General features: G+C 45.1%; 10 protein-coding genes. 1 reads left to right on the forward strand and 9 read right to left on the reverse strand.

Going from position 1 to position 14,637, the window contains the following annotated elements; genetic code table 11:
* Positions 1 to 338, reverse strand: a 338-nt coding sequence (locus tag C8N29_RS15100; RefSeq protein WP_146164483.1) for a replication initiation protein, incomplete at its 3' end; no start/stop codon positions are given.
* Between the two features lie 724 nt (positions 339 to 1,062).
* Here C8N29_RS15100 and C8N29_RS15105 point away from each other — a divergent pair.
* Positions 1,063 to 1,965 carry a recombinase family protein gene (locus C8N29_RS15105; RefSeq protein WP_107866902.1) on the forward strand — a complete coding sequence of 301 codons (903 nt, stop codon included), beginning with the start codon at positions 1,063 to 1,065 and terminating at the stop codon, positions 1,963 to 1,965.
* Positions 1,966 to 2,142: 177 nt separating this feature from the next.
* Here C8N29_RS15105 and C8N29_RS15110 read toward each other — a convergent pair whose 3' ends face one another.
* From C8N29_RS15110 to pglZ, 8 genes are all read right to left on the reverse strand, one after another.
* Positions 2,143 to 2,877, reverse strand: a complete 735-nt coding sequence (locus C8N29_RS15110) for a hypothetical protein (protein WP_146164484.1) — start codon at positions 2,875 to 2,877, stop codon at positions 2,143 to 2,145.
* Positions 2,874 to 3,641 (reverse strand): TPR end-of-group domain-containing protein, encoded by a 768-nt coding sequence (locus C8N29_RS15115; protein WP_107866904.1) that lies wholly within the window; start codon positions 3,639 to 3,641, stop codon positions 2,874 to 2,876. The genes C8N29_RS15110 and C8N29_RS15115 overlap by 4 nt, the downstream gene beginning before the upstream one ends.
* Before the next feature lie 29 nt (positions 3,642 to 3,670).
* Positions 3,671 to 6,676: a tubulin-like doman-containing protein gene (locus C8N29_RS15120; protein ID WP_107866905.1), complete on the reverse strand. Its 3,006-nt coding sequence runs from the start codon at positions 6,674 to 6,676 to the stop codon at positions 3,671 to 3,673.
* A 55-nt stretch (positions 6,677 to 6,731) separates the two neighbouring features.
* On the reverse strand, positions 6,732 to 7,601 hold the full coding sequence (locus C8N29_RS15125; protein WP_107866906.1) for a DUF4384 domain-containing protein: 870 nt from the start codon (positions 7,599 to 7,601) through the stop codon (positions 6,732 to 6,734).
* 17 nt (positions 7,602 to 7,618) lie between these two features.
* The gene (locus tag C8N29_RS15130) at positions 7,619 to 8,944 is read right to left on the reverse strand and encodes a caspase family protein (RefSeq protein ID WP_107866907.1); all 1,326 of its coding nucleotides are present in this window, start codon (positions 8,942 to 8,944) and stop codon (positions 7,619 to 7,621) included.
* Entirely contained in the window at positions 8,944 to 9,663 is a 720-nt protein-coding gene (locus tag C8N29_RS15135; RefSeq protein WP_107866908.1) for a hypothetical protein, read from the reverse strand. The genes C8N29_RS15130 and C8N29_RS15135 overlap by 1 nt, the downstream gene beginning before the upstream one ends.
* 270 nt (positions 9,664 to 9,933) lie before the next feature.
* Positions 9,934 to 11,967: a protease Lon-related BREX system protein BrxL gene (brxL, locus tag C8N29_RS15140; RefSeq protein WP_107866909.1), complete on the reverse strand. Its 2,034-nt coding sequence runs from the start codon at positions 11,965 to 11,967 to the stop codon at positions 9,934 to 9,936.
* Between the two features lie 19 nt (positions 11,968 to 11,986).
* Entirely contained in the window at positions 11,987 to 14,599 is a 2,613-nt protein-coding gene (gene pglZ, locus C8N29_RS15145; RefSeq protein WP_107866910.1) for a BREX-1 system phosphatase PglZ type A, read from the reverse strand.
* Positions 14,600 to 14,637: the final 38 nt, after the last annotated feature.

Here is a 14,637-nt window from a genome sequence, read left to right on the forward strand (position 1 = left end):
TCGGCTTTTTCATTGACTTCGTTGCTTTCATAAACACCTCTACTTGCAGTATAAATACTACCTATCAAAGTGTCCTGTTCTATTAAACCATTACATATCGAGCGTTCATAGAGTTTGTTTACACCTTCTTTAATGTCTCTATATGCAGTCGTTTGATTCACGCCTAATAATTGAAGATCAGCGACACTCACAGTATAGAGTACCTCATCTGTCACTGTTTGCCCTTTAGGAATATGACTAATCGCTGCTAAAACTAGCCTTTGCTCAATGGTACTTAGCTGATAAGAAGCCTCTATAACCTGATTTGACTTTACAACTTGTAATTCATTTTTCAGCATATAACTAGCCACTTTTTAGTCTAAATATGATTAAAATATATCTTTCATAGTTATTCGTCAATCCCTCATATTAAATTCGTCAATCCCTCATAGTTATTCGTCAATCCCTCATAGTTATTTCTATAAAGCATTGATTTAAAATAAAAAAATCTTACGGAAAAGTATTAAAATATATAAAAAGGAAAAAACTTCAATTTTTTCTTTTTTATGAAGACAAAATTTGAAAAATAAAAGCTTGAAAAAAAGAAACTGATTTTTAAAATACAGTTGTCACAAAGAAAAAGTCTTTGACCCAAATCGATAAAAGGTAGAAATGATTTTTAAGTAAGGTCTAAATTTTTTTGACTTCGAAAACCCAAATCATTTGATCAATCATATACAACATTTAGATAAAAATACTGTCTAAACGATTGGCTAAGATCATAGCTATAAAAAAGAGTATGTAAAATATACACTCTCTAAGTTAACTGTTTATTTGCTGTCTAAAAAGCAAACATGTTAAGAAAAGTGCGGTTTTCTTAACACGTCCCACCATCTTCATTTTATCATCACTAGACAATTGCGTTATTTAAAGTTCGATAAAAGGAACGTTTTCTTGAACTTTATTGGTTTAGACTGAATCTGAGCATAATCCTTGAATTTAACCCTGTTATAGTCTTAAATACTTGTCTAGTTAATCAAAGTTTAATTTATCTAATACTCATTGAGTAAACAGGACTATTTCATGAAAATAGGCTATGCCCGTGTCAGTACCCGTGAACAAAATCCTTCTTTGCAAATAGATGCCCTGAAACAAGCAGGCTGTGAGCGTATTTTTCAAGATGTGGCGAGTGGGGCTAAAAGTAGTCGTCCTGAGTTAGATAAATTATTAGCAGAAGCTCGGACAGGTGACACCATCATCATTTGGAAGCTGGATCGTTTAGGACGTTCACTTCGCCATTTAGTTGAATTGGTCGAAACCCTGTCCGGCCAAAACATTGGTCTTAAAAGTTTAAATGACCCTGTGGATACCACACATGCTCAAGGCAGACTAATTTTTAATCTATTTGCCTCCTTAGCAGAGTTTGAGCGTGATTTAATTCGAGAACGTACTAATGCAGGTTTATCGGCTGCCAGAGCGCGTGGCAGGGTAGGGGGACGACCCAAAGGTTTAGATGCACAAGCCGAAGCAACGGCGATGGCTGCGGAAACCTTGTATCGAGAAGGGCGGTTGAGTGTCAATGCGATTGCCGATAAATTGCATATTTCTAAAAGTACTTTATACAGTTATCTGCGACATCGAGGCGTGGAAATTGGGGCTTATCAAAAAGCGGCGACAACTACGAGAGAAAGTCAATCAGCCGAGCAAGTAGCTGAGATTACGCTGCGCTTGACTATTGAAAATAACAGTCAGTTTGTACGTGGTAAAAAACGAGCAAGGGAAAATATAGAGCGTTATTGTTTAGATAAATACCATGCAACACGGTTATCGTCAGGTGATTATGCCTTACGCATCAATTATAAAAGCCGTGAGGATTTAGATGGATTAATGGCTGATTTATTGCGTGATATGAGTCATGAGGCAGAGATGCGTCATTGTTATATTGAGGCGGAGGCATGGGAGCAGGGTACGGAGTATCGGTGGTGAGTTTTAGGGGGTGTATATTAAGTTGATTCGCCATTCAATTGCTCCCAAAACTCCACCAACTCTTTTGCAAGGAAATTTACCGATAGCCACAAAAAGCGAAATTATCCAAACACTAAGCCCCTATCAGTATTTATCATCAACCCCTAAGGCGAAATTTTCGGCGGTTGGGGCTTATGCTCACTTCTTCCAACGCGAACGCAGGACTTGAAATCGGACATCACTGGCTAATGCTGCAAACAACGGCTCCTCATCAATACGTTGCCAATCCGAAAATCCACTAGCCAAAGCTGTTGATAGGCTCCTTAATGCAGCATCATTGTCACCATCTCGCATGGCCTGCAGGGCAAGTTCGTACTGTGTTTCCGATGCAGAGGATACATGAATCTGAGTATTCATGTCTTGTGTAATGACGGCAGCTGTGGGATTAGAGGTGACTGGCGCAGGAGACACGGATGATAAAGGCATTGCTGTTGGGGTGTGCGGCGGCGATGTTTGCACATTCACAGCCATCGGAGACTGTTTTGGCTTGGCCTCTCGAGGTGTAGCACTTGCAGACACAGCAGCATACATCGTGTCTCTCTTATAATAGATGCGTTCACCAACGAACGGAATAGAGAAATACATTCGATCTTTGTTCTCAAAAGAGAAAATGATGTTTAGGCCAAGCTCTGTCTTGAGCGTAACATCTTTACCATCAGCGATGATACCTCTTAGTTTCATTGGTGCAGTGCTAGTACCTAGCCAAAGTTGGTTCTGTGTGATGTGAAGTTCAGGGCCAATAGGTAAACTGACACTCTCGACACGGAACTCTTCGGCCACCCAGTGGCCTTCAATATTTTTAGGGTCGGGATGCTTCTCGCACCCCGTTACCAGTATACTGAGTGATAATACCCACAGGCTCCAACGCATCATGAACCCTTACGATAAGTTAGCATCAGCTCTTTGAATTTGGGGTTGTTTCGTAACGGATCTAGATCATGATCCTGATCCATAGCATCGAAATGTGAAAACCCAGCCATAAAAGCAGCTTCCAATTGCTTGAGAGCTTCTTCTGGCTGCTTTTGACGTAGGCGTACAATAGAGAGATTATAGTAGACGAGAGGCTCGCTGGCATCACGTGCCTTGGCCTCCATCAGCTCTTTTTCGGCACCAACGAGATCACCCTGTCCCATTTTTGCCACTGCAGTCTTGATCATCTCAAGTGCCGCAGCACGAGCTGCTTTCTTCTCGGCCTCGGAAAACTCAGAATTACCTAAGCTTGTATCGGCCGCACGACGTGCAGTCGAAGTTTCGGCTTCACTCGGGGCAATACCTCCGCTAACAGTCTGTGTCATCGGCTCAGTAGTAGATGCTAATGCCTCCTGAGAGGTAGCCTGTACTGTCGATTCTTGTGAGGATACTGTTTGTAACGACTCCTGATGGTCTGTTTTGGAGTGCGATACATACCAACTACCAATACCAGCTATAGCTAGTACCGCAACTGCTCCAGCGATAATCACACCACGTTTGGTTCCATTATTTTGGGAGCTGGCACTCGCACCTGACTCTTCTATCAACTCCAACGAGCCAGCACAGACCTCACATTTGGGATCGTTGAGCATTGTTTCACTAGTGATAGGCTCGCCACGGTCAGCGATTGAGCAATCACCAACTGACTTACATATATATTTATACATCTTCATTCTCGTGTTGATGTGTTTTAATTTTAGGCATCATCATTTAAGCCGATGATACTCTTAAATGTTGGAGTCATGGCTCGCAACTCACAATATTGTGGATCATCCGCGTTGCCGTCAGCTTGCTCTAAGCGTTCATTGACGGCACTCACAAATTTTTGGAGAAGTTCTTGCTTGCGTTCTCTGTGAATGTAGTTGGCAGCCAATTCTGACTTCACTGTTTTTTCGACGTCATTCTGCAATGATTCTGATTGATCAGCGTCCCAGACCTTAATCCAGTTCCCTCCGCCATTAAGCGCGGTAATAATCATGAATCCATCATTATCCTTAGATTGAAGAATCCATTCTTTCTCACCAGTCTTCGGATTCTCACGTTGTTTGATAAAATTGAGAAATTTGGCCAACAGCAAGTAGGGTTTGCGTTTACGACGCTTCTCCATATCAACACCAGTGGGAGCAAACAACGGTGGCAGCTTGCTGCCATCACCTTCCCCATGCAGCAAAGTGGCCTCATCGGGAATCTTGCACAAGCCGTCGTAATGCCGCTTGAGGAATCCAAGCGTGTCAATAAAACGTGCAGGCATGAGAGAAGAGACCTTAATCACCACCACTTCGTTAGTCAATGTACCTGGGAGTACAGAAAGATTCGAAATGCCTGCATCTTTCTGGCGTTGAAATAACTCGCTCATTTCTTGGCGGAACTCGCGCTGCTCTTCACACTCTGGTAGCATGACGCAGAGAGCTTGCTGCAGTCCTGCTGCACCTACGCCATTGCCCACACGTCGCTCTATTTCAGCCTTATTGAATAGCACCATGTTTCCCGCTTCACGATACAAATCCACCACGAACTTGTTTAGTGATTGAGAGTTACCCGCATATTGACGTGATAAACGCTCAACAATATTCACATGCATGACAGGTGACGCTTGTGCCATTTCCGTATGAACTGCATCAGTAATTGCGGCAGCTTGTTGAGAAAGCATCGTGATGAGGCCATTTGGCGTGATTCGTGCCGCCAGTTTCTCAAAGCTATCCACTTCGATACCAGCCAAGGCTAAGATGGCCTTGCGCACACGCTGGGTACGCTCTTTCTGCCCCCGTTCATCAAGCGTCATGCGGCGCAACAAGTCGCGCACGGCATCGATATCAAAGAGTCGCGTTTGGCAAACTTCTTCCTTGTCGGTTCTGAGTCGATTATTCTGCTCTGTACGAATCGTTTCAGTGGCATCAGTGAGTTGGACATGCAGTTGGTCTATTTTCCCACGCATCACCGTCAGTTCATCAAGAATAAGGGGAATCAAGCGTGGGGCAAACATGTAGCCTTGCCGTTTGGTATTCTTGGAAAATAACAATTGTAACTTTTCACGTGCCTCAGAAAAGCGAGTATCTCGTTTATCAGTGAAAACTCGACCAAAGGTACCCACACTGTTGAAATCCAAAGTCAGTCGCTGGAGGTCTTCTTCCAGTTTCTGCATCGCGTTCGCTTCAGTCTGGATTTTATCCTCAAACGACTTCTTGCGCTGAGTTAGATTGTCCAGCACCGCATCTGTGTACTGACGCAGTTGGAGCAATGACAGCTCCCCAGAACTCCATCGACCGAAAAAATCACGCTCAACACGTCGCACGATATGGCGTGCCATTTCTTGTTGTGCTTGTGACTTAACTTCATAAAACTTACGAACGCCACCCAATCGCCGAAACGTACTGTCAAAAACATCTGACAGACGAGTACGCAAGGTACGAATCCATTCCGACTCCTTGATGCTCTTATCCGACTTTATTTGTGCCTCGAGTGTGGCTGCGACCTGCGGCCAGTATTCGTCAATTGGCTTCCACTCCGCCTTAACATCATCTTCTAGAATGCCACGGTCTAGCGTCAGGTGGGCATCACTAATTTGAAGACGTTCTTGCACATCTGGTTTGCGAACCTCTGCACCCCAGTCTTTGTATTCAGGTTCATCAGCGAAGCCTTCGCCCTGCCGAAAGTTATTGAACATCAATTGGCGCGTTGCCTGCTCGGCAAAACCATACGCCAGATATTCCTTGATCTCCTGCTCAGGTACCACCACACGTTTTATACCAAAGCTCATGAACACCTTGGCACGGGCACCTACACCATCATCCATCTCAATAAAATTGGTATCGTTCTCACCATTCTCGGCACGCGCAAGTGTCTCCCAACGCTGGTTCAGCGTCTTCTGGTAAAGAAATTCGGCGATGATATGAGGAACACTCTCCTGAACATCAAACCGTACGCGGTTTTCATTGATATTATTGATGAGATAGCAACCGTTGAAAAATTTCGCTGCTTCGATCCGAGAGCCATCCAGTACATTGATGGGGCGATAGTTTCGACACGCCATTGCGTTCAACTCTGAGAGCGCAGCGTAGCCATTAGCATAGTACGTTCCAAATCCTGAGACAGATTTCACCCAAGGTGAGTTTTCATCTGGTAACAAAGCATAGACCATGATGCGGTAACTGGCTTCGTCTGGACACAACCTGCGCAATTGAGCAATTGTATCGACGATAAAGCCGCTACCTGTACCACCCGCCAAGCCACAAATCACGTGAATAGTTGCCTCTGCATTCTTGGTGCTGCTTGCTAATGCTTGAAGTCTATCATTAAGCAAATCAGTGATTGTACGCGCGTTCTGGGCGAAGACAAGGCGACCCAATTTGCGTTTTTGAGCGGCTCCTGCTGTGCTTGAATCGATGAAATCAAAAACGCGTCGAGGCTCAATCCATCCACGCATGCCTGGATATGAATCTGGGTCCTGTAGAATAGGCCGCACGCCACTAGCGGCATAAATGCCTGTCTGGGCTCGTGCTAGCGAGCAGTCCTGCCCAAGTACCATCCACTGATCAATCTCCTTGAGAAGACCATCTGATGTGTCTAGATATGCGTATTCGAAGTTTGCTTCTGAAGGACTGTTGCCATTCGCATCTGTGTGGGTCTTAACAATCTTACGCAGAGCACGGATCACTTTGCCGCCAGTGCCGCCAAGACCGACAATAAGGTGGTTATTTGACATAATTATCTCAATAATTGATTCGCCGCAGCATGTACATATGCGCGGATTTTTTGTTTTAGTGATGAGCCAACTGAATCTTAAGTAATAAAGGCTCAGACTTCGATGCCGTTTCGGGCTTCACCACATAACTAGCTAATTGTTGGCCCGCAGCGGGCTGTGGATCGTCGGCAAAGACGATAGCCTTTGATGCATAAAGCGGCGCAGCAGTGGTTTTGCAGTTGGTGCTCGCAGTGTTTGTCTCTTGCGAATAAACGATGGCTTTGCTTGCATAGTTACCAGCATCTGCCACCATAACTTTGCACGCACTAGGTGAACCACCAGCTACAATATCTGGTTGTGCTTTGTAGAGTGCCGCATCGGGTTGCAGCATTTCTTCCTTGGACATCAACACCAACAATTTCTCTGTGCCAGGCTCTCCCTGAAACTCAAATGAACCTTGGGTTGGCAGGAAAACCGTCCCCATGGCACTCACTGCCGCCGAGCCGCCTGGACGGGGATGCAACATCGTGATGCGACCGTCTGGATCCTCGTTGAAGATATAAACATAGCTAGGTCGATTGACTTTAAGCCCTAGTTGAAACCGATCGCCTGTGGAAAATATGCGCGTGCCTAAAAGGGCATCTTCTGTTTCGCCATTGGGCTTCTTGAGTCGTACAAAGTAGGCTGCGCCAAGAGGGCGACTCTCAGGAGTTTTCTTGGCGACTACATTCTTGGATTTCTGTGTTGTATTCTTTGGTGCGGTAGTAATGGCAACCGCTTTACCCTCCGTATCAGAAGGCTTCTTGACTGTCGCAACCGTCTTCATGTCACCATCTTCGCCAAAGAAGAGAGCCTTTGCGCTATAGGTAGGCTCTTCGGCGTGAACGCCCACAGACATTACTGCGAATGCTATGAGGATGGCTTTATTTAGGCTGCAATGATTCATAGCGATATTCCTTCAATTTAATGTTTGGATAGATTGTCAATGTCAGCTGGAATGGTCGTGAAGCGGCGTGGGTTCTGTGACTGCTTTGGCCCCTGCTGAACCATCTTACTGGTGAAAATTCGAGCTTCCTCAAAGGCACGTGGAACATCACCTGAGAATTGTTTCAGATAAGCGATGAACGATTGTGTGAAAAATGAACCTCTGAGTAGTTCAGTCTGGCTGGTTGGGTCTGGAAAAGTTCCGACAGTGGAAGGCGGCCCCCAAGATAATTCACCTGGGCTTGTTGCTGTAATAAAACTGTAATTGCGGCGTGTGACTTGCTCAGATGTTTTAGTAGCCTGCCCGACGCTGCTATTTCCGTCATCCACAAATGCAATTGCTTTGCTGGTGTAAGAAGCCCCCGTCCACGATGATTCAGAAACAGATGCCTTTTCAAAACCACCGCCATTCATCTTGTCTTGATAGGCAGATCCTACGTTAGACATATCTCTGAGTATCTCTCCACTATAGCAGGTATCGATAATGACACGCGTCATCGCAGACGTTCTCTGTGCTAGCCTTTGAACCAGCTTGTCACTTACAGAGGTGCGTTGGATAGTTAATGCACCACCAGTGCGATCCATACTGGAGGTCAACGGTCCTGAATCATAGGCGACAATTGACATCTTGCGCTCGTCACCGCCGCCTGACGTCGGCACAGGAGGTGTGCCATGACTCGATATATAAATGAACAGGGTGTCATTTGGCTCCAGCACTTTATCAAGATTTGCAATTTCCGACTCAATCTTAGCCTTAGTTGCGCGCTCTCCGAGTAGAGACCTCACGTCATAACCATAGTTAGCTAAGACTATGCCCATCAACCTAGCATCATCTTCACCTTGAATATCCGTGATTTGTGGATAACTCTGGAACCGATTAATACCAATGACCAACGCTCTCTTTTTTCCAGGTACATTACTCTGAGCTTGCTTTTTACGCTTGAAGTAGTCAGATAAAGCAGCCCCAGCTTCGCGCTCCCAACGCTTTTCCTGAACATTCTCTGGATAGAACGGCGAAGTGGACTGAATACCTACGATGGACTGGACAATGATGAATGCGCGCTCAACCTCATCTTCATCACGATAGACACCGTTGAGTTTTAAACGCCCCACCGAATCGCGGCCAATGATAGCTTGGCTGATTCCTTCGGCACGCAGACGAGCCTGTACTGCATCAGCTAAGTTTTGGGGAACTTGATAGCCCTGATAGACGCGCTGATAGCCTGGCATGGACTGATTCGCACAGCCAGCCAGCAGTATCATCCATGCGAGCATCACCCCTTTCATCATTACAGTGCGCATCATCACTTTACTTCAACTATGCCGCTTTGCGAAACAAGCGGTGCACCGTTCAACGAGATAGCGTACTGAACGCGGACTTTCGTGCCAACTGGCACTTCTTCACCGATAGGCAGATTAAACTCGTCCACCTGCTCACCATTCTCGACAACACGGTCTTCGCTGTCCTTGCCAGGGAAGGACAGTGGCTCTTCTTGGCCATCCGCGACAACAAAGAACTTGCGATCGATCTTGACCTTGGCCTCACCACCGTCTGGTGTCAATATCACAAACTTGGCTTGGATGTTGGCCGTATCGCCTGGCTTAACTGGCTCGGGTATCTGCAAGGGACGGACAATGGCGATGCTATTCTTTTGCGGAGGCTTGTAATTGAACTCAGACACCACAGCATCGTAATTGGGACTGCGCTTGATATCCGACTCAACCACCCAGTCGGGATGCTCGTTTTTGCAGGCATCGACCGCCTTGTTCCATGCAGTGAGAAAACCCAAACCACCACCAGCCACAGCACCGATGAGTGCAGCCTTTCGTTCATCTTCTTTATTTTTTCCAGATGCTTTAGCAGAAAGAAATCCCATCAGTGCGCCAGTCACAGCCCCCTTAGCTGTATAAGAAATCTTCTTCTGAGTGATGCATTTGTTTAGATCAGATGTCACTGACTCCCCTGACCAAGCGTTCACACTCACCATTGACGCCATGATCCACACTTTCGTCATTTTCCGCATATTTTTCTCTTTAATTAAGTCTGTTATCTAGTCCTTGCCCACTGCTTCCTGATAAGGTTTTTTATTAAAAAACCAATCTCCTAGCCATAGCTGAGGGATAGGAGTTTTCGAATGGCAATGTCCAATGTGATTTCTCTCTGACATATGGATTTTAAAACACTATCTAGCATGTCAATATTAGTAATCATCCCATTTTTACCAAAAAAAGATAGCAGAGCACAATCAAAATTTTCGAATATTTTCGCTTAACTCCCTAAAAAGCAAGCCAAATTACTCTACACCAATTGCCTTAAACACTGCATCCACAGGATCCGAATAAAAGCTGGTCTGGAACTTTGCAAACAGTTCCCCAGGTACGGTTGGAATATCTCCCACACTCGACATTGGCAAAAGTATTCTTTTGGCTCCTGCATCAAAAGCAACTTGCAAGGATTCTGCTAGGTTTCTTGCAGGAGTAATGACACCTCCTAGACTCATATCGCCCATTATGACTAATTGGCTCTGTACTGGGCGACCTATAGCTCCAGAACTCAAAGCAATGAGGTTTGCCAATGTAGATACATCTGGTTCTCCGCCGCCTTGTAAATCAACAAGATGTAAGTGGAAGTCATGCTCACTTGGGCGGATCATGCCACTGACTCGACTTGCATGTGCTTTAAAGTAATCAAAGGCAATGCGTACAGGCTCACGTGATAGTGGGCCAGATACCAACAATTTGCCAGTCCCTGCCAATGTTTGTATTTCGATACGATAGATGGTGGGCATTTCATTGCCGCTCATGGCGATAGTGTGTACGATGCCAGGTTTGGGACGGCCTTCAGGAATCAGGCCACCACCCGTTTGTTCGGGTACATTAACGAAATGTTCCTGACCATCCTCTAAGTCGATATAACTAAAGTAAACATCATAAAACTCCATACCACCAATTTTTTTCAGCTGTTCCTTTACACGGCGACGACTTTCAAGTGCGTATTCTAGACAGTGACGTACGGCTTCCTTGTCATACTCTCCATGTGGGCAGACTAGCTTTAGCAGACCAGAGACAGTGCGGCGTACAGCAATAGTGTCACGTTGATTTAAGTTGTTGCCAAGTCGAAACCATTTGTCGATTGCATCAGAGAAACTGCGTTTACGCATTTCTCTTAGGTATTCAGCGAGGTAATCAACAATCATGCCGTACTGGTTAGTAAAGAATTCTGGACGCATCTTTGGGATTTCCCAACCAGGAACATAAGCATGAAAGCGATCAAAAAAGGCAGAATCAATCATAGCCGCTGGGAATGGGGCTAGTAGGTGACTGTTTTTTACCAACGACTCGACACTTTGATTGATATTTCCGACAAAAACCATAGAGGCGTTAGCGTTGATTGATTCACGGCCTCGACTAAAAGAGCCTGAGGCCATGTAGTCTTTCATGATTTGTACGCCATCATGGTCTTTGAAGCTAATACCTGCCACTTCATCAAATGCCACAACATCCCATAAGCCAACTAAGCCCACTTTACGCGCACCCATGTTGTAAAAGAGATTAGCAACGGTAGTCTGGCCACCTGAGACAAGAATACTGTTGGGACTGATTTCTTTGTAGATGTGGCTTTTACCTGTACCACGCGGCCCTAATTCACACAGGTTGTAGTTGTTCTCGACCAGTGGAATCATTCTAGCTAGTAGATGCCATTTCACTCGTTCTTTGAAACACGTTGGTTCCATACCTGTTGAGCGAATCAGCGCATCTATCCATTGATTTTGAGTAAATTGTTTACGGCCTTCAAACAGATCATTTAGATCCATATTGGGCATTTGTATAGGCTTGAGGTCAGTGACTAAAAAGGGTGAACCCTTTTGATTTTCCTCAAAATGATAGCGTATAGAGATAATGCACCAAATTCCGCCAACTAATAGTTTTTCAAATTCGCGGACGTGACTGTCGGGCATATCCGCATTTTTAACCCCTAAATTTGAAAGCAGTGCTTCATAGCTGTCACGCTTCTCGTTAAGTTTGACTGTCACCTTGTCGATAACTTTATAGCTACCTGCCTCACGAATCTTGGACTTAATCTTTTCCGCTTCGTCTGGACGCACGTAGTTATCGGTGAGAATGCGTTTCACATTCTCTAAGCCCATTTGGATAACATCAGGGTCTTCCGAAGCGCAGTACATACCCAGCAGATATTCCAGCACGTAAACAGGTACATTCGCACCTTCCTTAATGAGCTTGGTAAGATCTTTACGAACCACTTTGCCTGCAAAATGTCGAGTGAGTAAATTATCAAGTTCTAGGTCGGTGTGCTTGTCTGGGTGCATAAGTTAATTCTTCCAGAAATTAGAAATCATTGGCCAAGGCCAAGTCGATTTTAAGTGTGATGCGATGTAGTTCCACCTTGCTGTCAGCGTCGCGTATAACCAAATGGTAATCTTTTTTGGGGTCATAGCTGCCATTTTTGAGGGTCAATATGACTGACTTTTTGCGTTCATCCATAGCGTTGGAGCTGCTATCAAAAGTGATGGTGTGTTCGCTACTGATGAGCGTTTCGTCATCACGCAAAGAGAGTACTACTGTGCGTGGAAGAATTTTAGTTGATACGGGTTCAGTTTGGATAAAATCGAAACGAGGGAGATTATTCACCACTTTAGTTGAGGTCATCAGTGGGGAAATATTGACCTGACTGGTTTTAGCCTTGTCTGAGCCACTAACCTTAATGGTAATAAGTGGGACGATAACTTCCTGTGGCATCGCACTGCCATGTACAAAGCGTGCGCCACCAACGAAGTGAAAGCGAGTCGCACCTTTGGGCACCCAAAAATCTAGGCTATCAGCTTCAGTCATGCCAGCAGTTATTGCGGTATTGCCACACCATGCCTTATCGGTGTATCCCAGTTTTCTACCAATAACGTAACGCTTTTTGGTGACAATGGCTCCTACAGTTTTTATGTCTAAGGTTGAGCGATCTGCATCATCAAGGGCAGACTCTTGATAAAGAAATCCATGATCGGCAGTTATTAGCACCGTTGAAGCATTTAAATTACCCATTAAAAAACCGACTACGCCATTAAGCTCTTCAAATGTTCTGCTGACTGCCTCAAATGTTTGTCGTTCCGATACGGCTTTATCACCTAACAAGTCAATACGATCGTGATAGATATAAACTACACTAGCATCGCGAACTCGTTCACGCGCTTTGTCTTTGCCTAAACTGGTCAGTTCTTCCCAATGAATGGCCATGCCGCCTATCTTGGCTAAAATAGCATCTCGTGCTAGCAAGTCGGCTGTGGACTTGCCGTCAACGGTCACAGACAGCTCAACGCCTTCTTTGAATGCCAGTGACTTATGAGGCAGAAGTGCCGCCATACCCAGTTTGGTATAACTTGGCAAAACGCCTAATAAAGTACTCAGACTGGCTTGATATTTGTTGCGACTATTAATAATTCGGCTTAACTCTTCAGCCGCTTCAAAACGTAAGGCATCAGAGATAATCACAAATACTCGTTTAATGTTGGGGTTAGCTAAAACTGTTTTAACTTTGCTTTGATAAAAATCAGTTTGGCTAGTCCATTCAGGTAGTTTCCAATGAGATAGCAATCCATTATCACCCTCAATCACTTTACCCCAAGCTAAACTCAGATGCGGCAAGAACCAGTCAGTGTAAGCACTTTCAACTTGTTTCCGCAGATTTTGCAGAAGTGTCCAACCATGAACGTCCACTTGTTCGGCTGCACGATGAAAGTGACGGTAAGTTTGGTCAAAGCGAAACAGTTCTTTGTGGTAGAGGTTCGCGGCTTCCTCGGCACTCGCAAAACTAAAGCCTTCGCTGTAGCGGCTTTTTAGCGTATAAAAGTGAGCAGCCGCTTCTAGTGCTTCATAACAACAGAGCATTGCACGCGTGCTGTCGCTGTTAGATGCCAGTTTGGGATTAGCCCAATGGCCATCCCGACGACGTGCAAAGACGTCATGGACAATATCTAATGCTGAGCCAGAGCTGTTGATAATACGATCACGCAAATCAATGATAATTAACTTTTCGATTTCGGAAAAAGTCATGACATTAAGCATATCTTCGGCATGGACACCAGAAATCAGTTGACCAAGTTGGAGCTGTTGAGCGACTTCGGTGGAAATGCTGTCGTAACTGCTAAAGTGGCTAATGTTGCCACGCCATTGACTAAGGAATACCGAAGCACTCGCGGCTTTGGCACGGTCAGGAAGCAAAAAGTGAGTTAAACCAACAGGAAGTTTGCCTGCTAGACCTTTAGCAAGGTCGGACACGAGTATCCGAAATAGCAAGTCGCGTAGCGAAGAATCTGAAACATCGTAGCCAAATTCATCTTTGATTAACATCCAAAATGAAGGTAATAGGCCATAGCTGCTTAACTCAGCCCATCCGCGTGGTTCTATGTTCAGGTCAACGTTGCCATTGTTATCCATGCTGGTGAATAATTTGAGCAGCATACTAGTCAAGTCTGCTTGGTCAGCACGAATCAGGATGGCAATCATCTTACGGTCAAGATCAGCCTCCGTATCCGTTGGCATGACTAACTTTTTCATGCGCTCAAAACGGTCTTTGGCACGCAAAAATTGGCTTCTCGCTTTAAGATGGCTGCGTAGAGAAAGGGTGTGTAGCCCTAATTCCTCCAGTTGCATAGATGTTTCGTCGGCAAAAAACGCTTTGCTACGCATACGAATATCTAATAGCCAGTCTTGGTCGGCTACGGGTACAGGTTTTTGGCTGTAAAAGAGCCATTTGCTAGTGGGGTCGGACTGTTCGATGTCGATTTTAAGCTTTAGAGAAGGGGTTGTTTCGGTATTTACCACATGAACGTCGTGATCTTCCAAAGCGGCTGCTTCTTCAGCAAAGTGCGCGTCTTCGTCATGCCAGAAGACAAAGCGATGTTCCGAGAAGAGGTTAATCAGCGTTTCTACAATTTTTGATTTACTCATGTTAGGCTTTTCTCTCGCATAGTTGTCGCTAGGCTTAA

It is taken from the genome of Agitococcus lubricus (assembly GCF_003051055.1).
In the GTDB taxonomy this organism is placed as follows: Bacteria; Pseudomonadota; Gammaproteobacteria; order Pseudomonadales; family Moraxellaceae; genus Agitococcus; species Agitococcus lubricus.